The 23,469-nt window shown below is 40.9% G+C and carries 24 protein-coding genes; 17 read left to right on the plus strand and 7 right to left on the minus strand.

The genetic code is table 11. From position 1 onward, the window contains the following. Window positions 1-2: 2 nt before the first annotated feature. The 3 genes from ACPUYX_RS06330 to ACPUYX_RS06340 all read right to left on the minus strand — a co-directional run bounded on the left by ACPUYX_RS06330 (window position 3) and on the right by ACPUYX_RS06340 (window position 2,569). Window positions 3-1,445, minus strand: a complete 1,443-nt coding sequence (locus tag ACPUYX_RS06330) for a LutB/LldF family L-lactate oxidation iron-sulfur protein (protein WP_426378857.1) — start codon at window positions 1,443-1,445, stop codon at window positions 3-5. Next, a complete protein-coding gene (locus ACPUYX_RS06335; protein WP_426378858.1) occupies window positions 1,432-2,169 on the minus strand; it encodes a (Fe-S)-binding protein in 738 nt (245 codons plus the stop codon). Before ACPUYX_RS06335 ends, ACPUYX_RS06330 begins: the two co-directional genes overlap by 14 nt. 229 nt (window positions 2,170-2,398) lie before the next feature. After that, complete coding sequence (locus tag ACPUYX_RS06340; protein WP_170932689.1) at window positions 2,399-2,569, minus strand: hypothetical protein; 171 nt, start codon at window positions 2,567-2,569, stop codon at window positions 2,399-2,401. Between the two features lie 708 nt (window positions 2,570-3,277). Between ACPUYX_RS06340 and ACPUYX_RS06345 the strand changes: the two genes are divergently transcribed. Next, window positions 3,278-4,168: a LysR family transcriptional regulator gene (locus ACPUYX_RS06345; protein ID WP_426378859.1), complete on the plus strand. Its 891-nt coding sequence runs from the start codon at window positions 3,278-3,280 to the stop codon at window positions 4,166-4,168. A gap of 205 nt (window positions 4,169-4,373) precedes the next feature. Here ACPUYX_RS06345 and ACPUYX_RS06350 read toward each other — a convergent pair whose 3' ends face one another. Then, window positions 4,374-4,565, minus strand: a complete 192-nt coding sequence (locus tag ACPUYX_RS06350) for a hypothetical protein (protein WP_426378860.1) — start codon at window positions 4,563-4,565, stop codon at window positions 4,374-4,376. A 344-nt stretch (window positions 4,566-4,909) separates the two neighbouring features. Between ACPUYX_RS06350 and ACPUYX_RS06355 the strand changes: the two genes are divergently transcribed. The 6 genes from ACPUYX_RS06355 to ACPUYX_RS06380 all read left to right on the plus strand — a co-directional run bounded on the left by ACPUYX_RS06355 (window position 4,910) and on the right by ACPUYX_RS06380 (window position 11,188). Next, window positions 4,910-5,470, plus strand: a complete 561-nt coding sequence (locus tag ACPUYX_RS06355; RefSeq protein ID WP_426378861.1) for a HutP family protein — start codon at window positions 4,910-4,912, stop codon at window positions 5,468-5,470. Between the two features lie 156 nt (window positions 5,471-5,626). After that, window positions 5,627-7,177: a histidine ammonia-lyase gene (gene hutH, locus ACPUYX_RS06360; RefSeq protein WP_426378862.1), complete on the plus strand. Its 1,551-nt coding sequence runs from the start codon at window positions 5,627-5,629 to the stop codon at window positions 7,175-7,177. An 82-nt stretch (window positions 7,178-7,259) separates the two neighbouring features. Continuing rightward, the gene (locus ACPUYX_RS06365; protein ID WP_426378863.1) at window positions 7,260-7,607 is read left to right on the plus strand and encodes a cupin domain-containing protein; all 348 of its coding nucleotides are present in this window, start codon (window positions 7,260-7,262) and stop codon (window positions 7,605-7,607) included. A gap of 151 nt (window positions 7,608-7,758) precedes the next feature. Beyond that, window positions 7,759-8,103: a metal-sensitive transcriptional regulator gene (locus tag ACPUYX_RS06370; protein ID WP_426378864.1), complete on the plus strand. Its 345-nt coding sequence runs from the start codon at window positions 7,759-7,761 to the stop codon at window positions 8,101-8,103. A 30-nt stretch (window positions 8,104-8,133) separates the two neighbouring features. Further along, window positions 8,134-10,896 carry a heavy metal translocating P-type ATPase gene (locus tag ACPUYX_RS06375; RefSeq protein ID WP_426378865.1) on the plus strand — a complete coding sequence of 921 codons (2,763 nt, stop codon included), beginning with the start codon at window positions 8,134-8,136 and terminating at the stop codon, window positions 10,894-10,896. Window positions 10,897-10,987: 91 nt separating this feature from the next. Continuing rightward, a complete protein-coding gene (locus ACPUYX_RS06380; protein ID WP_426378866.1) occupies window positions 10,988-11,188 on the plus strand; it encodes a CopZ family metallochaperone in 201 nt (66 codons plus the stop codon). A gap of 306 nt (window positions 11,189-11,494) precedes the next feature. Here ACPUYX_RS06380 and ACPUYX_RS06385 read toward each other — a convergent pair whose 3' ends face one another. Continuing rightward, the gene (locus tag ACPUYX_RS06385) at window positions 11,495-12,076 is read right to left on the minus strand and encodes an HDIG domain-containing metalloprotein (RefSeq protein ID WP_426378867.1); all 582 of its coding nucleotides are present in this window, start codon (window positions 12,074-12,076) and stop codon (window positions 11,495-11,497) included. Between the two features lie 401 nt (window positions 12,077-12,477). Between ACPUYX_RS06385 and ACPUYX_RS06390 the strand changes: the two genes are divergently transcribed. The 5 genes from ACPUYX_RS06390 (at window position 12,478) to ACPUYX_RS06410 (ending at window position 15,414) form a co-directional block, all read left to right on the plus strand. After that, window positions 12,478-12,900, plus strand: coding sequence for a GNAT family N-acetyltransferase (locus ACPUYX_RS06390; protein WP_426378868.1), 423 nt, complete (start codon window positions 12,478-12,480; stop codon window positions 12,898-12,900). A gap of 183 nt (window positions 12,901-13,083) precedes the next feature. Continuing rightward, window positions 13,084-13,497 (plus strand): thioredoxin family protein, encoded by a 414-nt coding sequence (locus ACPUYX_RS06395; RefSeq protein WP_426378869.1) that lies wholly within the window; start codon window positions 13,084-13,086, stop codon window positions 13,495-13,497. Further along, on the plus strand, window positions 13,494-13,913 hold the full coding sequence (locus tag ACPUYX_RS06400; protein WP_426378870.1) for a MauE/DoxX family redox-associated membrane protein: 420 nt from the start codon (window positions 13,494-13,496) through the stop codon (window positions 13,911-13,913). Before ACPUYX_RS06395 ends, ACPUYX_RS06400 begins: the two co-directional genes overlap by 4 nt. Window positions 13,914-13,932: 19 nt before the next feature. After that, window positions 13,933-15,144, plus strand: coding sequence for a DNA polymerase IV (dinB, locus tag ACPUYX_RS06405; RefSeq protein WP_426378871.1), 1,212 nt, complete (start codon window positions 13,933-13,935; stop codon window positions 15,142-15,144). Window positions 15,145-15,216: 72 nt separating this feature from the next. Further along, a complete protein-coding gene (locus tag ACPUYX_RS06410; protein WP_088226887.1) occupies window positions 15,217-15,414 on the plus strand; it encodes a hypothetical protein in 198 nt (65 codons plus the stop codon). 148 nt (window positions 15,415-15,562) lie between these two features. On the opposite strand, the gene ACPUYX_RS06415 is transcribed toward ACPUYX_RS06410, so the two are convergent. Further along, entirely contained in the window at window positions 15,563-15,769 is a 207-nt protein-coding gene (locus ACPUYX_RS06415) for an alpha/beta-type small acid-soluble spore protein (RefSeq protein WP_047811342.1), read from the minus strand. Between the two features lie 244 nt (window positions 15,770-16,013). Here ACPUYX_RS06415 and trhA point away from each other — a divergent pair, with 244 nt between their 5' ends. Further along, window positions 16,014-16,664, plus strand: coding sequence for a PAQR family membrane homeostasis protein TrhA (gene trhA / locus ACPUYX_RS06420; protein WP_426378872.1), 651 nt, complete (start codon window positions 16,014-16,016; stop codon window positions 16,662-16,664). Window positions 16,665-16,727: 63 nt separating this feature from the next. On the opposite strand, the gene ACPUYX_RS06425 is transcribed toward trhA, so the two are convergent. After that, on the minus strand, window positions 16,728-17,198 hold the full coding sequence (locus ACPUYX_RS06425; protein WP_426378873.1) for a YbjN domain-containing protein: 471 nt from the start codon (window positions 17,196-17,198) through the stop codon (window positions 16,728-16,730). A gap of 177 nt (window positions 17,199-17,375) precedes the next feature. Here ACPUYX_RS06425 and ACPUYX_RS06430 point away from each other — a divergent pair, with 177 nt between their 5' ends. The 4 genes from ACPUYX_RS06430 to ACPUYX_RS06445 all read left to right on the plus strand — a co-directional run bounded on the left by ACPUYX_RS06430 (window position 17,376) and on the right by ACPUYX_RS06445 (window position 23,446). Further along, window positions 17,376-18,566, plus strand: a complete 1,191-nt coding sequence (locus ACPUYX_RS06430) for a cache domain-containing protein (protein ID WP_426378874.1) — start codon at window positions 17,376-17,378, stop codon at window positions 18,564-18,566. A gap of 307 nt (window positions 18,567-18,873) precedes the next feature. Beyond that, window positions 18,874-21,921 carry a formate dehydrogenase-N subunit alpha gene (gene fdnG / locus ACPUYX_RS06435; protein WP_426378875.1) on the plus strand — a complete coding sequence of 1,016 codons (3,048 nt, stop codon included), beginning with the start codon at window positions 18,874-18,876 and terminating at the stop codon, window positions 21,919-21,921. Window positions 21,922-21,923: 2 nt separating this feature from the next. After that, the gene (locus ACPUYX_RS06440; protein WP_426378876.1) at window positions 21,924-22,703 is read left to right on the plus strand and encodes a 4Fe-4S dicluster domain-containing protein; all 780 of its coding nucleotides are present in this window, start codon (window positions 21,924-21,926) and stop codon (window positions 22,701-22,703) included. Between the two features lie 50 nt (window positions 22,704-22,753). Further along, window positions 22,754-23,446 carry a formate dehydrogenase subunit gamma gene (locus tag ACPUYX_RS06445; RefSeq protein WP_426378877.1) on the plus strand — a complete coding sequence of 231 codons (693 nt, stop codon included), beginning with the start codon at window positions 22,754-22,756 and terminating at the stop codon, window positions 23,444-23,446. The last annotated feature ends 23 nt before the right edge of the window (window positions 23,447-23,469 follow it).

Raw genomic sequence — 23,469 nt, forward strand, 5'->3', positions numbered from 1 at the left:
TCTTACTCTTTGGAGTTGGGAGTAGGGATGGTCCCTTTATGCTTTGCTTCGGCCCATAAGTACATAAAGGATTTGGAGGCAACTTTAGGCAAGGTCTTGCTTTTGGTCCAATTGGAGAGAGGAGGCGGACCGCTGACAATCCGGTCATGCTGCACAAAGGGGAACTGAAACCTCGCACCTAGACGCAGAGCCTGACGCAAGGTTTTTTCATGCGTAAACATATAGCGATAGGCCTGGAATATCCGCTTTTCAATTTGCGGAGTATGGCCGGTCATGGTCTTGCGGGCTCTTAGTTTGACCAGAAGGTCATGAAGAGGAATACGCACAGGACAGGCTTCGGTACAAGCACCGCAAAGAGAAGAAAAGTAGGGCAGGTGCCCCCATTTTTCCCAATCTTTTTCCAGGAGGGGCGTGATGACGGAGCCTATCGGTCCGGCATAAACAGATCCATAAGCATGTCCTCCAATTTGGCGGTAAACGGGGCAGACGTTAAAACAGGCTCCGCAGCGAATACATTTTAAGGACTGACGGAAGGTGGGATCGCCAAGAATTTCAGAACGGTTATGATCTAAAATGACCAGATGAAATTCTTCCGGTCCATCAGCATCGGTTGATTGCTTGGGAGGCGTAAGGATTGTTGTATAACTGGAAAGACGCTGTCCTGTCGCACTTCGGCCGAGGAGATTGAGTAAGACGCTGAGTTCACGGAAGGAGGGTACAATGCGCTCCATCCCCATAAGGGTAATCTGGACACGAGGCAGGGTGCTTACCATGCGCCCGTTTCCTTCATTGGTAACCATTGTGATACTGCCTGTCTCTGCAACGGCAAAATTGCACCCTGTGATTCCAATATCACCCTGTAAAAATTTTTGACGCATTTGCTGGCGCACAAACTTTGTGAGGGTGGGTGTATCTGAACTAAGAGGGTGGCCAGCGAGAGGTTCAAAGATTTCGGCAACTTGCTGACGGGTTTTATGCATAGCAGGAACGATAATATGAGAAGGTACTTCCCCGGCAACTTGTAGTATGTATTCTCCCAAGTCTGTCTCAACAACGCTGATGCCGTCCTTTTCTAAGACTTTGTTAAGATGAATTTCTTCGGAAACCATTGATTTCGATTTAATAATTGTTTTGGCGCCGTGGTCGCGGGCAATCTTACTCACAATGTCAACGGCTTCAGAAGGGGTTTGGGCAAGATGGACATGGCCCCCGTTTTTTTCGACTTGGGTTATGAGTTGTTTGAGATAATAGTCCAAATTAGCAATAACATGGGAACGAATTGTATCACCGGCTAGCCGCCACTTCTCCCAATCTCCCAGCTCATCCGCTGCACTGTATTTGTTATGGCGCAAACGGTCTGTGGCTCGCCGAGTCGCTTTACGCAAAAAGTCGTTGGTTAGAGCATTATCGACTCGTTTTTCAACGATAGGTTTATATGTGGACATTCTTCATTCCCTCCCCAAGTAACTGGATAATATGCATGGTTTTAATCGGTTTATTGATTTTCTCCAGATAACCAGAGATATTCATGAGGCAGCCCATATCCAGACCGAGCAGCAAATCAGCTCCTGACTCTAAAACGTGTTCCGCCTTTTCAGCGACCATGGCCTCGGAGATTTTTGGCATCTTGACCGAAAAGGTTCCGCCAAACCCACAACACAATTGGGATTCCGGCAAAGGAAGTAGTTCAAGATCTTGAACATGTTCAATCAGGGTAAGGGGAGGCTCTTTAATTCCTAAAAGCCGGGTGGCATGACAGGAAGGATGATAGGTGGCTTTGGCCTTATATTTGGCTCCTAAATCGGGTTTATGCAAGACATCAACAATGAATTGAGTAAATTCATAGCTTTTGTGAATCAAGTCTTCGGCCTTAGCTAGATAGACTGGATCATTTTCAAAAAGAAACGGATAGTAATGATGGATCATAGCTATGCATGATCCACTCGGTCCGACGACAACTTCGCTCTTCTCAAAGGCATCAATAAGTGTACGAGCTACCTCCCGCGCATCATCGAAATAACCGGAATTAAAGGCAATTTGGCCGCAGCAGGCTTGTCCATCGGGCACATCAACAGTATGCCCCAAGTATGTAAGAATTTTTGCCATCGTCAGATCAACGTCCGGATAAAGAGCATTCGCCAGACAGGTGGCAAAGAGGGAAACTTTCATAACTGACCATCCCTTCGTTAAAACTATTCACCCATAGTATAAAGTTAGTATTTCCTAAAACTATGAGTTTTGATGCGGTATAAATACAAAGGAGAAGCTTAGGCAAAATAAGCCTAAACTTCTCCTTTGTATTACTGGAATTAATGGCAAAAGAATTAACTCTCATAACATAGATCGAGTACATAGCTCTTTATGAGCAAGAATGAACCTTTAGGATAAAAAGACTTCATTAGCCAAGGATAGGAACATTGGGTTCATTATACCAAATTGAAATTACAGTTGTTGATCCTGTACTTTGCGTAATATTAACAACTTTAACCCAACTGTTATCCTCGAACCATTGATTAATTTCTTTTTCCAGAATTCTTGGATCGGGGGAAGTGAAAATTTTTACATTCATAGGGGTTAGTTCGTCCTTTCGATGAAATATTAACGTTCTTTTGGTAGTGAACTCGTTCAGCTAAAGCTTTAAACTTATCATAGCTGCTATGTGAAGAATGTCAAGGAAGGACATTTGAAAGATAAATCATTTTGGAAAAATCTACTTATTTCCCAACCGCATTATGTTAAACGTGACGTCCTATGTATGTATCCCTCTAAAAGTAAAAATTCCTGCGATTTTTAAGAGTAGTTTAAAAACCGCAGGGTTTTTTATTGGCCATTTTTATTTCGCTGCAATATTGGCTAATGTTTCATTTGATTCCTTAACTTCAACATATACTGGGCAACCCATAACGTACATTAAAAGTTGTTTTTTCATTATATATACCCCCCTTTTTTATAGATACTAAACGTGAAATGATTAATAATTTTGTTTGTAAATTATAGTAAAGTCATCCTTGCTTTACCTTATCTATCATCTCCTGGTTTATGTAATTATTTTAAAACGTTTTCATGCATAAGTGAAATACATAGTTGGAATATAATTTATTGCCAAAGTGAATAAATACATATAGCATATAAGTGAACTCGTTCAGCTTAAGCTGAACATCGGGGCTACCCCACCTGAAGTTAACGAAGGACCCACCCCCACTTATAGAAGCGGGGGTCTTAAAAACACGATAAATCCGTTTGACTATCTAAACAAAATCAAGAGGAGGATATTTCGATGGATATTCGCCAATTAGTTTATTTCGCTGAGGTTGTAAAGCGCAAGGGCTTTTCTAAGGCAGGAGAATCCCTTCATATTACTCAGCCTACTATTAGTAAGATGATCAAAAGTATGGAAGACGAATTGGGAGTCACTTTGTTAGAACGGACAACTAAAAAAGTTGAACTAACTGACATAGGAGAAGTTGTCTACAGGCATGCGCTAAACGTTGTTCAATCCATGGAAAGTCTCGAAGCCGAATTAGACGACGTACGGCAAGTGCGAAAAGGATATATACGAATGGGCCTTCTCCCAATGATTGGTTATAACTTTATTTCAAGGATTATAGCCGAATTTCAGAAACTTCATCCGCACATAACGATTCAGATTTTGGAAAACGGTGCCCGAGAAGTGGAACATTCTATTTCCGAAGGTGATATCGATCTGGGAATCGTCGTCTTGCCCGTTAGTGAAGACGTTTTTGAATGTCTGCCAGTCGTCGAAGAGCATTTGAAGTTACTGGTCCATCCGAAACATCGTCTGGCAAGCAGTAATGAAGTAAGCTTAGAAGAATTGAAAGAGGAAACGTTTATTTTTTATCCGGAAAACTTTGCCCTTTACTATCACATAAAGGAAGCCTGCCAAAAAGCAGGCTTTAATCCCAATGTGCTTTATGAAAGTTCGCAATGGGATTTTATTAGTGAAATGGTAGCAGACAACCTGGGAATCGCTTTTTTGCCGGATAGTATATGCAAGAATTTGGATTCTTCGCGAATTAAGGTAATCCCTTTGGCACCGCCTGGTATTCCTCGTTACTTGGCATTCATTTGGCGGAGGAATACTTACCTGAAGTTTGCTGCAAGGGAATTTATTAGTTTTGTCAGATCTCAACTAGAGCCAGTGCTCTAAGAATTTTTCTAGCACCATAGTCCGTTCGAATTCAAGTGATGAAGAGCGCAGAATATTAAGAGTTAATAGTTTAACCATAAAATGGGAGTAAAGTTCAAAAAAATAGGGGTGCAGTAAAAACGATCTTGAGTTCAACTATTCAAGCCCGTTTTGCAACACTCCCTGCTTTAACGTTAAAGACCTTTATCTTTTTGTAGCGAGAGGTTCACTGAAGATGTGCACATCGATCACATAGGACGTAAGTCTTTTGATCAGTTACTCCAGAAAAATAGATGGTTTTATTACATTCCTTACAAACGATGTGATAGGGATAGAGTATAGTCTTAGGTTCGCCCAAATCAGCGTTCGAGTCTGAAGTAGATTTGCTGATTTCCTTTGAAGTGTACATGTTGTTCACGATATTCCTCCCATTCAAATCACAGTGAATTACAAAAGTAACTAAGGTAAGTTTCGGGAAAAATAAAAGTCATTTTAGGGGTAAAATTTGTGTAAACATATTATTGGCTATAATATTTACGGGAAATTCTGCTGGAGATAATTAACTTATAGCATAATTGTAGTTTAAAGACAAGAAAAGGCATAAATTAACTGAAGTAAATCGAAACTGAATATTAAAGACTTAAGGTGAGATTGATAGTATAAAAACTTAACATGAGAATTAAAAATGGATTGGGTAATGCAAATGAGGAAATATCTGTTAAAAACAAATAGTAGTAAGATCAAGCAGGTATACAAAAATAATTGAAATTAATATTGTCGATACTACGTTTCTCAGCTATGATAGGAGTAGGGTTAGCTTATGAAAAAAAGCTAATAGAGTTGAGAGAATTAATCTATTTAGAGAGTGTGTCGAGAGTTATGATGGAACAATGTTCATCTTTGGGAAAAGCGGCTTTATTAATAGCTATGGCTGAAGGGGATCTTAGCGATAGTTATATTGACTATGCCCGAGAAAAAGGGTTTGCGGTGACCTCTGGAAAAGTGGGATCTATGGATATACAGAAGATTATTGCAGCAATAGAAACTGCTGGCCGACGAGAAGGACTTGTTGATGAACGATATCGTTCTCAACATGCGCTCTATCATGCTATCTTAGATGCTTTACAAGGACTTGGACGCGGACAAATTCAATTAGGTAATGTTCTGCGTACGGCCGGTCTGCGTTTTGCCATTGTCATAGGCCCCCGGACTCTTCGAGAAAAAGATGATTTATGGATAGCTGTCGGATTATATGGGATGATCGGAGCTCCGATTAAAGGACATGAACATGAAGTTTGTGGATTGGGAATTAATCATTTATAAGTGTTGATTTATTCACTAAACAGCAGTATGAAATTATGAAAATTGCAAGAGAATAGGGTATGCTCAAAGATGTTAGATGACAGAGGGCTAAACTGTAAACAAGGGTTTGCAGTTTAATCCTCTTTTTCGTTGCGCTGAATTTTAGGAGGAATTAGGATGAGCGAGATTGTTAAAAAACCATTGGAAGTTGCCTTGGATGGGGAATCCCTGACCTTAGAGCAAGTGATCGCAGTTGCGAGGCATGGGGCAAAAGCGCATTTAACATTGAACGCTAAAAATAAGGTTCTCAAATCCAGAGAATTTGTGGAACAATTGATTAAAGATAATAAATCAGTTTATGGAATTACAACAGGTTTTGGGATGTTCAGCAATGTGGTGATTTCCACGGATGACGCTAAAAAGCTGCAAAGAAACCTTATTATGAGTCATTCCACGGGAGTGGGAGAACCTCTTCCGTCAGAAGTCGTCAGGGCAATCTTACTTTTGCGTGCAAATGCTCTTGCCAAAGGGTATTCCGGGATTCGACCGGAAACGTTAGAGACATTGCTTGAGGTTTTAAATGCCGGAATTATTCCGGTTATTCCGGAAAAAGGTTCCTTGGGGGCCAGCGGTGACCTCGCTCCGTTGTCCCATATGGTTTTAGTTTTGCTTGGTGAGGGGGAAGCGTTTTATCAGGGACAGCAAATGAAAGGGAGTGAGGCCTTAGCCTTAGCCGGAATTAAGCCGGTTGCTTTAGAAGGGAAAGAAGGTCTTGCCCTAATTAATGGTACTCAAATCATGACAGCCATAGCCGCCTTAGCCGTTTGGGATGCAGAATTGCTTTGCAAATCAGCTAATATAACTGCAGCTTTGTCTATGGAGGCCCTCGAAGGAATTCTTGATGCTTTTGATCCTAAAATACATGCTGTTCGCCCTCACCATGGTCAAATGGAGGTAGCAGAGAAAATTCGTCAGCTTACCTTCGGGAGCAGCTATGTAGCCGGAGAACCGCGGCCGCGTGTTCAAGATGCTTATGCCTTACGTTGCATCGCTCAAGTTCATGGTCCTTCAAAAGATGCATTGGAGTATGTCAAAAAGGTTGTAGAAACTGAAATCAATTCTGCCACAGATAATCCTTTAATTTTTCCCGAGCAGGGGGAAGTTTTTTCGGGCGGAAATTTCCATGGTCAGCCAATTGCCTTAGCCATGGATTTTTTGGGAATAGCCGTTGCAGAAATGGCAAATATTGCAGAGAGACGCTTAGAACGTTTAGTGAATCCCAATTTAAGTGGTTTGCCGGCGTTCTTAACGCCGGATGGCGGGCTGAATTCAGGATTCATGATTGTACAGTATGCTGCAGCTTCTTTAGTTTCGGAAAATAAAATACTGGCCCATCCTGCAAGTGTTGATTCCATACCCTCTTCGGCAAATCAGGAAGATCATGTCAGTATGGGGACAATTGCAGCTCGTAAAGCTCGAAGTATTATCGAAAATACAGCCAATGTTTTGGCCATGGAACTATTAGCTGCTTGTCAAGGTATTGATTTGAGAGAGAGAGCGGGGGAGCGGCAGTTAGGTAAGGGAACCATCGGAGCTTATAAGCTTGTTCGCTCCCACATTAACAAGCTTCAAGAGGATCGGATTATGTATCCGGATGTACAAAGGGCTAAGGAATTAGTCACTTCGGGAAAACTCGTGTCATCAGTTCAGGCTTGTTACGCTAAATAATAGAAGAACACTAATCAATAGAGGAATTCAAGCTCAAAGGTAGAATCTAGTAGAAGATCAGACTATTTGAGGAGGAGATTACATGATTGTTGCCCAGGAAAAAGATGCTTTCAGAATTAAACTTGAAGGTGATACCGTAAAAAATGTCTATAAAAAAGTTCTTGTATCCCCGCGTGAAGGATGGGAAGGGTATGTTATGCGGCTTTTTGATCTGGAAGCAGAAGGATATACACCTAAACATAGTCACCCTTGGCCTCATATCAACTATGTTGTCCGGGGAAAGGGAATTCTTCATCTCGATGGGGTAGATCATGAAGTGGAGGCAGGTTCTTACGCTTATGTTCCGGAAAATGCTCTTCACCAATTCTCCAATCGCAGTAAGGAATTGTTTTCAATGATTTGTATTGTCCCGGAAGAAGGGGACCAGTAGAATACTTTTATTCACTAAAAGGATATTTCACTAGAATAAGGTTATGATAATATTGCTTCTAAAGAAAAGATTCATGAAAAAGACCATGAATCTTTTTTCTTTCTTGACAGATAGAATAGGGGGGTATACTATATTGGCAAGAGGTGATTCTATGAAAATTAATGAAGAGTTTGAACATACATGTACGGAATGTCAAAAGGATGAAGATACTTCCGGAGAACGTTTGAGCCATCACGATGATAAAACAATTAAAGAGCTTGTCACCCGGATGAATCGGATTGAAGGGCAGCTTCGGGGAATTAAAGGTATGATCGAACGGCATGTATATTGTGATGATGTTCTTAACCAAATTTCTTCAGCCCAATCCGCCTTAGACGGAGTAGCTCGCTTGCTTTTAGAAAAGCATATGAAATCTTGTGTTAAAGAACAGCTTCAAAATGGAGAAATTGAAGTTGTTGATGAAGTCTTGAAAACAATTTTTCGCATGAGACGCTGAGAGGAGTGTTAGGCGAAAGGAGGGATTACTATGACAGAAAACATTATGCGAGAGGAGAAAACAATCGGTGTTTATGGTATGTCCTGCCAACACTGTGTCAATCATGTCACCAAACTATTAGAGTCCATACCGAGTGTTGAGCAGGTAAAGGTCTCCTTAGAGGATTCGCAGGCCAGTTTTACCTGTGACCCATCTCAATTGGACATGGATGCATTGCGGCAGCAAATCGAAGATGACGGATATTCCTTAGATAAGCCTGATAATGAACAGTCGGAGCTTGAACCTGAGTCAAAACTTGAATTAAGCAACGACCAACAATCAAGTGATAATTCAAGAGATAACAAAGAATCAACAATAATTCCGTTACAGTCAATTTCCATGAGTCCTGAGGAGAAAAAACAGCAGTTTAAGATTAGTGGCATGACCTGTGCCAATTGTGCTTTAACTATTGAAAAAGGGCTCAAAAACATGCCGGGGGTTAACTATGCTGCTGTTAATTTCGCCTCGGAAAAATTAACAGTGACCCTTGATCCTAATAAGATCCAAGAGGAAACTCTTTTAGCTAAGATTAAGGACCTTGGGTATGCTGCTCAAAGCGTTAATGCGGGGAAACATCAATTTAAAGTTGGCGGTATGTCCTGTGCGAACTGTGCGCTGGCCATTGAGAAAAAACTTAACGGGACTGAGGGAGTTCAAAAGGCGGCCGTGAACTTTGCCAATGAAACGGTCATGGTTGAGTTCGATCCCAATGTTGTTTCTATAGGAAAAATCTTCGAACAGGTTCGTGAAGCCGGATATACGCCTATTGAATCGAAGGATGAAAACGATGAGGATCGGATAGCAATGCAACAAAGGAATTGGCTTATTTTTAGTGCGGTTCTTTCGCTGCCAATCATGCCTCTAATGTATCTTCCGATGAGCAGACCTTTGATGTATTTAATTCTTGCACTGGCAACGATCGTTCAATTTACTGCCGGGTGGGCCTTTTACCGGGGGGCCTATCATGCTTTGAAAAACCGCTCGGCGAATATGGATGTTCTAGTAGCCCTGGGGATTACAGCTTCCTACGGTTATAGTCTGATGACAACTCTGCATATGTTTGTCCCTTCGTTATTTTTTAAGGGCCCTAATTTTTTTGATACCTCTGCCTTGTTAATTACCTTCGTGCGTTTTGGCAAGTATCTGGAAGCAAAAGCAAAAGGCCGCGCCGGACAAGCTTTGAAGCGGCTGTTGGAGCTGCAGGCAGATCGAGCCCGTTTAATAATCAATGGAGAAGAAAAAGAAGTGGTCGCGTCTGATTTAAAAATCGGCGATCTCGTCTTTGTGAAAGCGGGAGAACGAATTCCTGTTGACGGCGAAATTGTGGAAGGACAAGCAAGTATCGATGAGTCTATGCTGACCGGTGAGTCGATTCCTGTTGATAAGGGAGCAGGCGATGCTGTTATCGGAGCGACGATCAACCGTTCGGGGAGTATCAAAGTAAAAACAACAAAAACGGGGCAAGATACTGTTCTTTCCGGGATTATTAAAATGGTAGAAGATGCTCAAGGGGTTAAACCACCCATTCAACGTTTAGCAGATACGATCTCTAATTATTTTGTCCCTACTGTGGTCTCCATTTCTGTCCTTACTTTTATGATTTGGTATTTAGGTCTCCATAGGTCGTTTGTTTTCGCGTTTACAGCAGCAATTGCAGTTTTGGTCATTGCGTGTCCATGTGCTTTAGGTCTGGCAACACCGACAGCCATCATGGTAGGCAGCGGGGTTGGGCTAAACCGAGGTATATTGTTTAAATCTGCGGCTGTTCTCGAAGGAATTGCTCATTTGCAAGCCATTGGCTTTGACAAAACAGGAACCTTGACCAAAGGAACTCCTGAAGTAACGGATGTCATCCCTTTTGCCAATTATACAAAACAAGAGGTTTTAAAGGTTGCCGCTGCCGGCGAACATCCCTCAATCCATCCTTTGGCACAAGCCGTGGTTGCAGCAGCGAAGCAGGAGCAGCTGGATATTCAAGAGGTCTCTGATTATCGAGAGGAACCTGGGTATGGCGTGACTTGCTTGCACAGCGGACAGCAGTTATTAATCGGCAACCTGAAACTAATGAATAACTATAAGATTGATGTTCAGGAAGCTCAAAGCGATTTTCAAAACTTGGCGGAATTAGGACGGACAACAAGTTTTATTGCTTTAGATGGTCGGGTAATTGGTATTATCGCCCTGGCAGATGTGGTTAAAGAGAGCACAAAAGAAGCCATCGATCGACTCCATCATTTAGGCTTGAAGACATTCATGATTACAGGTGACAATGATCGGGTCGCTCAAGTCGTTGGCCGGCAGGTTGGAATTGATGAAGTTATTTCTGAAATCTTGCCTCAGGATAAAATTAGTGTTATTAGACGCTATCAAGACCAAGGCTACAAGGTAGCGATGGTTGGAGACGGTATTAATGATGCTCCGGCCTTAGCCCAAGCTGACGTAGGAATTGCTATCGGTTCGGGAACTGATGTCGCTAAGGAAACCGGTGATGTGGTGTTAGTACGCAATGATCTTCTGGATGTGGAACGGGCAATTCGTCTAGGCAGGAGAACCCTTGGCAAGATTAAACAAAATCTGTTTTGGGCCTTGATTTATAATACTATCGGAATACCCGTCGCTGCAGGAATTCTTTATCCCTTAACGGGACAGCTCCTGCCCCCCGAGTGGGCCGGTTTGGCCATGGCTTTTTCATCAGTTTCTGTTGTGACTAATTCCCTGTTGCTGCGGCGGTATGATAAAAGCTTAATGACCTAAAACTACAAAGGCTAATTTTTCTCACAAGGCATATTAACTTACTTTTGTGAGAAGGTATAAAAGAAATTCTGTGGGAACGGAGGTGAATAAATTGAGCCAGACAATCCTGAAAGTTGAAGGTATGACTTGCAATCATTGCAAAATGAGAACCGAAAAAGCTCTGCAAGCAGTCAGTGGGGTTGAAAGTGTTAAAGTCGATCTCGATGCTAAAGAAGCTGTTGTTACGGGAAATGCAGATCGTGCTAGTCTTGTTAAAGCTGTTCAAGATGCCGGGTATACCGTAGTTGAGTAATATTAGGTTTATAGTCTTGTCTTGGGAGATACTCACTGCCATTTTAGTAGTGAGTATCTTTTATTGTTTGAGCGGCGGGAGAGGACGCCGGCTCCGCTTGCATATGGTTGCGAAAAAATAACTGAAATAAATGAGGCTATTGTATAACGAATATTTATACATAAATAAAACCATGCATTCAAGTGAGTTTAACCACTATTTATGCATGGTTTTGTTTTATGAGGGGGGCTTATGCAGTTTGCATCAAAAGGTTTCTGAAATTATGAACCGTGCGTGATATATACGTGATATATATATATAATAATCCTAAAGTTGTCCTTTTAAGCCAATAGCTTCTGCTGCGCTTTGCATCCCTTTGATAGTCTCTCCGATAATATAGTCTAGTTCCATACCTAACATTTTTGCGCCTTGTTCAATGACTTCGCGGTTTACTCCGGCGGCAAAGCTTTTTTGCTTCCATTTCTTTTTAACCGATTTAACTTCAAGATCAAGAATGCTTTTGCTTGGCCGCAAGAGGGCTGTGGCAGCGATTAGGCCAGTTAATTCATCAATAGTGAATAATACCTTTTCCATTGTGTGAATTGGTTCGATGTCACAGCATAGCCCCCAACCATGACTTTGTACCGCATGGATATAGTCTTCGGGCAAGTTGTGTTCTGTTAGCAGCTCTTTGGCTTTTAGACAGTGCTGCTCAGGATACATTTCATAATCAACATCATGCAATAATCCGATAATGCCCCACTTTTCTTTTTCAGGTTCGCCAAGAATATCGGCAAAATGAAGCATTACAGCTTCCACAGAGAGAGCATGGGTAATCAGGCTGTCACTCTTATTATATTTCGTTAAAATATCATAGGCTTGTTCCCTGGTTGGTATTGGCTGTTCCACTATATATGCCTCTTTTCCTTAATTGTTATAAAAAATACTAAACGTTTATTCTTTCCATGTCAACCTCGGCTCAAAGCACTTTTCCTTTGATGTTTCAATCGCGCATGGTTATAATTAGAATGTGAGTTCCATCAATAGCGAATAAATGTGCTGTTACTGTTAGACTCAAAATTAACGGTGGTGTTAAACAATGGTCAAAAACTACGTTTTTCATATTGATGCCAATTCTGCTTATTTATCTTGGAGTGCGATTCTTTATAAAAATGACAAGCCTTTTATAGGGACAGTAAAAATTTGTGCTTACCCACAAAGAGGGATTTAACAATCTTCATTGAATATCAGGATAAGGAATTCCCTTAATTGATATTTCAGCAAATCGGGGAAACAGAGGTGAGAAATACATGAGTTTAAAAGTTCAGTACAACTGTTCTAATATTAAATGGGATAATGTAGCTCAGACTTTAAAATTAGCTGGAATGGCAAGTTATGCGCCGGAAATTCATAAGAAGGCCTTTGAGAATAGTCACAATGTAGTATTTGTGTTTGATGGTGAAAAACTCATTGGCTTTGGCCGGGCAATCTCCGATGGGATATATCAGGCCGCCCTGTATGACTTGGCAATATTGCCTGAATATCAGGGCCGAGGGATAGGAAGGATAATTGTGAACACCATAAAAAATTCGCTCCCCAACTGTAACATTATCTTATATGCAGCACCGGGGAAAGAAGGGTTTTATGAAAAACTTGATTTTAGGAAAATGAAGACTGGGATGGGCTTGTTTTGTAACGCAGCTAATATGAAAAACAAAGGGTTTATAGAGTGAACTCCTTCAGCTAAAGCTAAACATCGGGGGTTCGGTGACGAAAGTGTCCTATGGGCACTTCCGCCGAAAGCGCCTAGCCCATAACAAATTCTATCGCGCTGAAGGATGAACTCTGCCTTCATTCGATAAAAAAATTAATAACATTTGTGCCTTAAGCGCGAAGCGAAAGGAATGTTTAGCGTAATGAAGAAGGTATTTTTAATAATATTCATGGTAGGAATCTTGTTATCTGTTGGGATTTATTCATGGCAGTCACAAATGTTTCAAAAAGACCAGATGACAGAGATTAGTCCGGATCAATTACAACAGAAAATTGATAAGGGTGATAATTTTTACGTTTATTTTTACTCTCCGACTTGTGAACAGTGTATTAAAACGGAACCTTACCTTAAAGAAGCCGTTAAAAAACTTACGGTTAAAAATATAGTAAAAGTCGATGTTCAAAAATATGATGCCTTGCGAAAACAATATCAAATACAAGGGACACCCACAATTTACGTCTATAATAATCATAAGTTAGTTAAAGGTATTACTGGGGGCTTTGAAAATCTTGAGGATTATGACAAGTTTTTTCAAGAAACAGGAGGAACAATATGATTTTTTTAAGATTGTTGCTTGCAGGAATTTATATATATGCCGGGGGATCAAAGCTTTTGAATTTATATCTTTTTAAAGCTACTATTCTAGCTTATTACCCCTTTTTGCCTGGTGTGGCGGCTTTACTAATTGCTATCGTCTTTCCTTGGCTGGAAATTTTGTCCGGTTTATCTCTAGGAGTCAATTGGCAAGGAAAGTTTTCGAGCGCTTTCTTATTGCTGCTTTCCTTATTTTTCTTAATCCAAACCCTTCTTAACTATAGCAATGTTTTGCCCTATGGGTGTGGATGTTTTGGCTTCAGCGGACCTGAAACGATTACCATATATTATATCGTGAGAGATTCTTTGATTATGCTATTATCCGGCATTGTTTGTTTTAGACAATGGAAGACAAACAAACTTCCTGCTGAGATGTAAAATTAGGGAAGTGATGATAGTGACAAGCGCAATTGGCGATAAGCCTTTAAATCATAGTGATACCTGTAAAGATTGGACAGGCTTACGTAAACTAATCCATGTCGATATGGATGCCTTTTATGCCTCAGTAGAGCAGCGGGATGATCCCACCTTATTAGGAAAACCGGTAGTTGTCGGCGGTAAGCCCAATAGTCGGAGCGTTGTTTCAACAGCATCTTATGAAGCACGAAAATTCGGCATACATTCTGCTATGCCCATGGCAGAAGCCTATCGTCGTTGTCCTCAGGCCATATTTTTACCAGTAAATATGTCAAACTATAAAAAAGTCTCTTTACAGATCCGGGAAATTTTTTTGACCTATACGCCATTAGTAGAGCCTCTATCCTTGGATGAGGCCTTTTTAGACGTAACAGGATCTACAAGCTTATTTGGATCGGTAGATTCTATTGCTTGGCAAATTAAACAACGCATTAAAGAGGAACTCGGTTTAACCGCTTCTGTAGGCATTGCTTGGAATAAATTTCTGGCGAAATTAGCTTCCGATTTACAAAAGCCTGATGGTTTTGTCTTTGTTCAACCAGATAAAATCCAGGAATTTCTGGATCCTCTGTCGATAGAACGACTTTGGGGAGTGGGGCAAAGAACTTCTGAACAATTACATAAATTGAATATTAAAACGATTAAAGATTTGCGTTATTTAGAGCTGGGATATTTAATTCAGAAATTCGGAGTATTGGGGAATCAGCTGTATCAGTTAGCCCGAGGTATTGATGAACGGACCGTTGAACCTGAGAGGGCTATCAAATCTATCGGTCGAGAAACTACCTTTTCAGTCGATGTGACTGATAGGGACGCTTTGGAGACCACTTTATTAGAGCTTGCTGTTGATGTTGGGCGACGACTGCGAAAAGAGGGTTTAAAAGGTAAAACCGTAACCCTAAAACTTCGCTATGACGATTTTAAAACGGTATCGCGTTCCCAAACGTTAGATCAAGCCACGGATCTTGATGAAAAAATCTTCCAAGAAGCTCGTGTTCTCTTAAGAAATGTTTCTCTAAAAGGTTCAATACGCTTGCTTGGAGTTACGATCAATAACTTATCTTCAAAATGTGAAAATCAACTCTCATTATTTTCTGAGTCAGACGAGAAATTGGAGACCTTAGCTAAGGTTATTGATGACGTTAACAAAAAATTTGGCGAAAAGGGCATTAAAAGGGCTAGACTCTTGTAATTACTATCTCATTAGCTGCTTTTCTGGCATGAATCCTTTTGTTTTGGATAAAATAGTTTCGAGGTGAAGAGCATGCCAAGAAATGATGGCAATAAAAATAAATTTGAGGATTTGAAAAAGCTAGAATTGACCTTGAAAAATATCCATAAAAATGAAGAATTTCTGGAGGAAAATGCTGAAGAACTTTCTGCACATCAAATTAAAGATGTTAAGTCAAAATTGGCTTCGAAGAAAAAACATTTAGAAGAAACGGATGGGACCATTAAATAGGAGCATAAAGCTCCTTTTTAATGGTCCTCTTTAAATACTTCGTGCGATGGGTACTATAATGAGGTGAGTGTTGAATTCTAAGCCAATTAATAAGAAGGATATCTAACGATATCCTTCTTATGTTAGAAGCTATTCAACTTGATTAACGTTAGATTTTTGCTCCGCCTTTGAGATGCTCTTCAGCGAATTGAATCATACGTTTGGTCATTTGACCGCCAACAGAACCATTTTCGCGGCTGGTACGGTCACCACCGAGTTGGAGTCCCATTTCATTTGCAACTTCATACTTGAACTGATCCAATTGTTGTGAAGCACCTTGAGCTGCTGGTGTGTTCGTGTTTCTTTCTCCTGCCATGATAGGAACCCTCCTTTTAAAATGTGTTTGTGTACTGGAACATTCTTATTATGTCTTAGTTGGCTTTAAATACTCAGGTAATTATTGCTACAATATATATTGCTTCCCTTTTTATCGGCAGGATCATGATAATGGACATATGAGAATAACGCGTTTTTATAATAATTGATTTTGTTTTTCGTAAGGTTTAAAATTAGGTTAGTACGAAATACCAAGAGAAAGAAATGTTCAGGAGGCTTTCATAATGAGTTTCAAGATGAAAGAACCGGTTAATACTTGGACACATTTTGTTCCATTTGTAGCCGCAATTATTGGTTTAGTTTGCTTGATCATTAACTGTAAAGACAATATCTCAAAGTTGATCACGATGACAATATATGGCTTGAGTGTGATAGCCCTTTATGGAGCAAGTTCGGTGTATCATTGGGTCAGAACAACACCACAAAAGGAGCTTCTCTTAAAAAAGATTGATCATATTGCTATCTACTTCCTTATTGCAGGTTCCTACACACCGGTTTTTTATTTCGGACTAGACGGCGCCTGGCGGTGGGTCATGCTTATATCAGTATGGACTTTGGCGTTAATTGGAATGATCTTGAAATTATGGCTTATTCACGCCCCGCGTTATGTTTCAACAGCATTTTACGTATCTCTTGGGTGGATTGCCTTGGTACCTTTTTTACAGCTTATTCGTCATCTTCCGGAAGGGGCAATCATCCTAATGGCTGTGGGCGGCGTGGTCTATACCATAGGTGCAGTGATTTATGCGACAAAAATTTTTGACTTTTTTCCTAAACGATTTGGGTTCCATGAAATTTTCCATCTTTTTATTGCAGTAGGTAGCTTAGTTCATTTTATTATGATGCTTGTTTATATTGTGCCTTTGGCGGCATAACGTATAGAGAGTGGCAAAATTGCCACTCTCTTTTTTAAAATATTGTTCCTCATGGAGATAATGTCAGTCTTCTGTGCGATGATTTTCATCGTTGCAATAGGCTGTGGCTTCTTCGGCACTATAATTTCCATAAACGAGTTTCATCAAGCCTGGATAATACGTATCAAAACCGAGAACTCCATTCCAGACTATATTCAGTATTTGATCCCTAGAGGGTTCGGCATCAGCAAGATCCAAGAAGGTTCTAAAACGGATTTCACCGTTATCCATATCCATTTCAAAATTACCGTTCGCGAGTTCATAATTGACACGGCTCATAAAATCACATACTTCGAGACGTTTGGCATAAGGGATTTTTTGATTAATATGTGTGTTGCAAAGTAAAGATTCCTGCTCTTCATCAACGAGGAGGAAGGCATGAAAATTAGCGTTAACCCCTCGAATCTCAAGTTTAATAATTTCGTTCTTAGTGTCAAAGTCAAAATCCCAGCCATTTTGATTAAGAACTTCATAGAGTACTTGAAATAAAGACACGGTCAGCACCCTCCTTATTATGCCGTTTGTTATCTAACATTTCCACGTGAAGGTCTTTAATTCCTGCACCGATAAAATAAGGGAAGAAAAAAATACTTACTTGGAAAAGAAGGGTATACGTGGAAATATCTCGAAGAATATAGGAATTGATATCTCCCTAAGGAGGGATTGACTGACATGCGTTCTCTAAAACATCAAATTTTATTACTTATGTTAGGTTCCTTAGTTCTGTTAGCAGCGAGTTTCATTTTTATTTTTGGTTGGTATATGAGGGAACGGGCCGTTGACGCAGCTATTGTCAAAGCAGAGACGGATCTGAAAACATGTATGGAAATTATTAATGACAAGGTTCCGGGACCTTGGGAAATAAAATCTGGGATTCTCTACAAAGGAGATATTCAACTATCTTATCGAACAGAGCTTGTGGATCATTTATCTAAGTTGACAGGTGATACGGTTACTTTATTTCTAGCCGATACTCGTACAGCTACAACAGTTCGTGATAGCAATGGAGAAAGAGCTATTGGAACGAAAGTCTCCGATGCTGTTGCCCAAAAAGTTTTAAAAAATGGTCAAATGTATCTTGGAGAAGCAAATGTAGTTGGACAGTTATTTCAGACGGCCTATGAACCGATTCGCGATAGCAACGGAGAAATCATTGGCATGTTTTATGTCGGAATATCTAAAAACTACACACAATCATTTATTGTGAATTCCTTAATACGTCTGAGTCTGCTAGGGTTGGGTTTAGCTTTCTTCGTAATCATCTTAACTTGGTTCTTCATTCAGAGGGTAATTATCCGGCCCTTAAAAGAAATTACATTGGGAACAAGAGATGTTGCTACCGGTCATGCTACAGAAAAAGTTAATGTGACGGGACCCAAGGAAATTGGAGATTTAGCAGTTGCTTTTAATCAAATGGTAGAACGGTTAAGTAATATAGCTGATGAAATGAGCAAAGTGACTGTTGCCCGGGAAGGCAAAGAAGAACGGTTTCGCGAGAATGAAGAGATAAGACTTGCTGATGATAGTGGTTTCGATGATGAGTTTAGGGAGCCTGACTCTGAAGATGGTAATCATAAAGGAGAACAAAAGATTTATAAAAAAAACGTGGAATTAAAGAATTACAATATGGAGCAAGAGGGATTACCCAAAGGTTTGAATGTTATTACCTTAAAACAAATTCTAGCTTTTTTATCGGAAACTGCAGAACCGGTTTCAGCTGAAACGGTTGCAGAAGGTGTACGACTAACTAGGGTTACTGTGCGACGCTATTTAGATTATCTCGAATTACGAAAAATTTTAGATACAGAGTTGAAGTATGGGACAGTTGGAAGACCAGTAAAACTATTTCAACTGAGCCAATGATTAATTATTTGTGAGCATTTTGGGGCTCGCAGTAAAAATGTCAAAAAGGCCTTGTTAACGAATTAGCAGATGCGTTGACAACGCCTTTTTTAGGTTACAAAATCTTTTTTTATTTACATAATGTTCATAATGAAGACATCGGAGAAAAAGAGAGTTAAGCTAAGGGGTAGAATATTTAGAATATTCTATATTGAAAAATATGACATAATCTTTAAACTAAAAGTATTAGGCATTTCCTATTGCTGAAATTTGGTGGAGAGCTGTAGGTATGTTTAATAAAAAGATTAATCAGAGGAGGAAAGAAGGTATGGATGTTTCTCGCCGTGGTTTCCTTAAGCTTTCAGGGCTCTCTATTGCTGCCTTGGCTTCGGGTTTAGGTTTTGATCCGACGATAGCCGAAGCTAAGGGATTTGTCCTGAAACTTGAGGGAAGTAAAAAAATTCCGAGCATATGCCATTTTTGCTCGGGTGGATGTGGGATGCTCTTATATGTTAAAGAGGGAAAGTTAATTCATCTTGAAGGAGATCCGGATCATCCCACTAATGAAGGAGCTCTTTGTCCTAAAGCTGCGAGCTTACTGAGTGTTGCCTATTCGCCAAATCGGGTCACGAAACCGAGACGTCGGGCCCCAGGGTCTGATCATTGGGAAGAAATTTCTTGGGAAGATGCCTTAAACCGGGTGGCTCAAAAGACCAAAGAAATCAGGGAGGCTACTTGGAAAGCCAATGATGAGATTATTAACGCTAAAACGGGACAGCGCGATCTGTTGCCTGTTAACCGTGCTGAAGGAATTGCCTTCTTAGGTTCGGCCGAAGTGGATAACGAAGAGTCATATCTCATTTCCAAGTTTTGCCGAATTATTGGTGCTCCTTATAATGAGCATCAGGCCAGAATATGACACGCTCCCACGGTGGCAAGTTTGTCACCTTCATTTGGCAGGGGTGCGATGACAAATTCCTGGTCTGATTTGCAAAACGCTGAGGTTTTTTTAATTGCCGGCAGTAACTGTGCGGAAAATCATCCGATTGCTATGAAGTGGATTAACCGAGCGAAGGAAAAGGGAGCGAAAATGATTGTCGTTGATCCGCGCTTTACTCGGACTGCATCCAAGGCAGACCTCTTTGCTCAAATCAGACCTGGAACAGATATCGCCTATTTAGGTGCAATTATTAATTATATTATTGAAAATCAATTATTCGATCGGAATTATGTTTTGAATTATACCAATGCCTTACTTAAAGTAGCAAAAGATTACAAATTTGAGGACGGTGTTTTCTCAGGTTATGACGCGAAGAATCGGAAATATGCTGTGACAAGTTGGGGGTATCAACTTGGTTCAGATAATAAGCCTCTTAAAGCAGATTCCCTTGAGGACCCTGACAGCGTCTTTTCTAAGCTGAAAATTCATTATTCTCGTTACACCTTTGAAGTTGCCGAAAAAATCACCGGGATTCCAGCTGTAAAGATAAAAGAAATTGCAGATGTGTTTTGTAAAGGAAAGCCGGGGACAATTCTTTATGCCTTAGGGATGACTCAGCACACTACAGGTGTTCAAGGAATTCGGGCCTACGCTGTGATTCAATTACTGTTAGGCAATATCGGCAAAGCAGGCGGGGGCATTAATGCTCTGCGTGGTGAACCTAATGTCCAAGGCTCAACAGATATGGCAAACTTATTTAATAACTTGCCAGGTTATTTACCTCATCCTACTAATACGGATCAGAGTATTCGAGATTATCAAGTTCGTAATGGGTCAGTCCAGGGAAAACCCTTGGTAGCGCTTCTAAAAGCTTGGTTTGGTGAGCATGCCACGAAAGATAATGATTTTGCCTTCGGCTATCTGCCGAAAATTAATCCTTCCGTAAATGCTTCAATGGTTAAACTTTTTGAAATGATGGCTAAAGGGCAATTTAAATTGGCCTTCAACTTTGGCTCCAATTCCTTAGTTTCTATCCCTAATCGTCAACTAGTTCGTTCGGCATTAACAAAGCTGGATATGTTGGTTGTTTCTGACCTTTTTGAAGTCGAGACGGCTCAGTTTTGGCGAGAGCCTGGGGTTAAATCTGCAAATATCAAAACAGAAGTAATTATGTTCCCGGCCGCTTTTGTTTATGAAAAAGATGGTACTTTAACAAATTCTTCTCGTTGGATCCAATGGAAAAATGCCGCCCTCAAACCGTTAGGAGAGGCTAGGCCGGATCTCGAAATCCTTGATTCGCTTTTTAAAAGGATTCGTAAACTCTATGACGGAAGTGCAGACGCCAAAGATGCTCCTATATTGAACGCTCGCTGGGATTATGGTGAAGAAGCAAGTGCCTTAAAAGTACTTCAAGAGCTAAATGGCTATGATGAGACTAATGGAAAGCTGACGCAATCCTTGGCGGATTATCTGAAAGCGCCAGTGGGCACTGTCTCCACGGGCTGTTGGATTTATGCAGGGGTAACTGGTAACGGAAATCTGGCGGAACGACGTAAAAATTCTGATTCAACCGGGTTAGGGCTCTTTAAAGATTGGAGTTTTGCTTGGCCGGGAAATATTCGAATATTATATAACCGCGCTTCCTGTGATGAAAAAGGACAGCCGGTTGATGATAAACGCAAGTTAATTTGGTGGGATGCAGCCAATAATGTTTGGGCTGGAAATGATGGTCCGGATGTTGTCGACAAGACGAAAGGTCCTGATACACCTGAAGGGAAGCAAAGTTTTCGAATGAATCCGGAAGGTGTAGGGCGGTTATTTGCAGCTAATTATATGAGCGGTTTACCTGCAACTCTCCCTGCAGATGGTTTGCCGGCTATAGGAGTGCGCCCTGCGGGGTTATGCGTCGATGGACCTTTGCCGGAATTTTATGAACCGACGGAAAGCCCGACCGATAACCTATTACATCCAAAGGTATCAAAAAGTCCTGTAGCTTTAATTCTTTCATCATCTCCTGAAATTCAAAAAATGGGTAAGGCCAATGATTTTCCGCACGTTTTAACAACGTATGGGGTTGTGGAGCATTTCTGTGCCGGGGGAATCACCCGTAATATCCCCTGGCTCAATGAACTTATGCCGGAACCGTTTGCCGAGTTTAGTAAAAATTTGGCCCAAAAAATAGGCGTCAAAGAAGGAGATATGGTGGAAGTTTCATCAGCAAGGGGCAAGGTCACAGTACGAGCTCTTGTTACAGATCGTTTGCAGACTTATAAGGTGAACGGTAAAGAAACGGAAACCATTGGCATGCCTTGGAGTTGGGGATTTGCAAGTTTAAGTCCTGGACCAAGCACTAATGAGTTGACAATTGCTGCCCTGGATCCCGGAGCGGGAACTCCAGAGTACAAGGTTTGCTTAGTTAATGTAAGGAGGGCTTAGCAATGACCAGAAAAATGGTTTTCGTTGATACTTCGAAATGTACGGGATGTAAAGCCTGTACCGTTGCCTGCAAGGAATGGAATGAGCTTCCTGCCGAGAAAACTCAGCTAGTCACAAGCTATCAATCTCAAAAGGACTTTAGTCCGAAGACATGGACTTATGTAACCTTTACAGAGAAATACGAAGAGCACACCATGAGTTTCTTGATGCGCAAAGCACAATGTTTTCATTGTGGAGATCCGGCTTGTCTTAAGGCTTGTTCCTCCAAAGCAATTACGCAGACAGAATCGGGGTTTGTCGTTATAGATCATACAAAGTGTATTGGTTGCGGATATTGTTCTGAAAACTGTCCCTTTGGTGTTCCGAAGGTTGATCAAACTCTGCAGAAATCATTTAAATGTAATGGATGTATTGACCGAGTCGAAAACAATTTAAAACCCTCTTGTGTGCAAACGTGCCAAACAGGTGCGTTGATGTTTGGGGATTATTCAGATGTCCTTGGGCAGGCAAAAAACCGTCTCAGCGAAGTCCAAAAAACTCATCCGAAGGCTCAACTCTATGGTGAAAAGGAAATGGGCGGTACAACTTACCTTTATCTTCTCATGGATCGCCCAGAAATATATGGCCTTCCTGTTAATCCGACGATTCCGCTTTCCCTGACGCTTTGGAAAGATGTTATTCGTCCCGTAGGTGGAATCGCAGTGGGAGGAGCGGCGGCTGCGGTTGTAATCGGCGTTTTTGCCAATATTGTAAAAGGTTCATATCGCTCTAGAGACGACTGAGTTCAAAATAATCTTCGTGTTGAAGTGAGTATAAAATAGGGGGGAGACTAATGGGCGCTAATACTCAAACAAAGCAGAAGGAAAGCCAATCACATAAAATACTGCGATTTACTAAGGGTGAGCGAATTAGCCACTGGGTTCATGCCATTGCCTTTTTTCTTTTACTTTTCACGGGTCTTGGAATTTTGAACCCATCATTTCAACCCATCATGAATGTATTCGGAGGCATACAAATTGCACGTTTGATACATCGGGGGGCTGCAATCGTATTTGTTGTGATTGTAGGTTTAATGTTTGTTGTGGGAAATCCCAGTCACCATTGGGAATGGCTAAAATCCGTCTTTAAATTTACGAAATCAGACTGGCAGCATGTTCGTGCATTTCCTAAAGAGTTCTTTGGTGGACATGGTGATTATCCTCCGCAGGATAAGTATAATGGGGGAGAAAAAATTAACTCCTTGATCACGATCTTTGGCTCCTTTTTTATTACCTTAAGCGGAGCAATGATATGGATGGCTCCTTGGTTTCCTGCCGGGTTAGTCCGCTGGGCATACCCTGTTCATGATTTATCAATGTTTATGATGGTGGCAGCATCACTCGGGCACATTTATTTGGGAGTATTGCATCCTGATTCACGGGCCGCTTTGCCGGGGATGTTTAGCGGGTATGTGTCTGCCAAGTTTGCACGAGCTCATCATGCTTTGTGGTATGAACGGGTTCAAAACCAACAGCAAAAATTATAACAACTAGCTTAAACTGTTAGCAT

This window comes from Desulfosporosinus sp. SYSU MS00001, assembly GCF_049943955.1.
GTDB lineage: Bacteria > Bacillota > Desulfitobacteriia > Desulfitobacteriales > Desulfitobacteriaceae > Desulfosporosinus.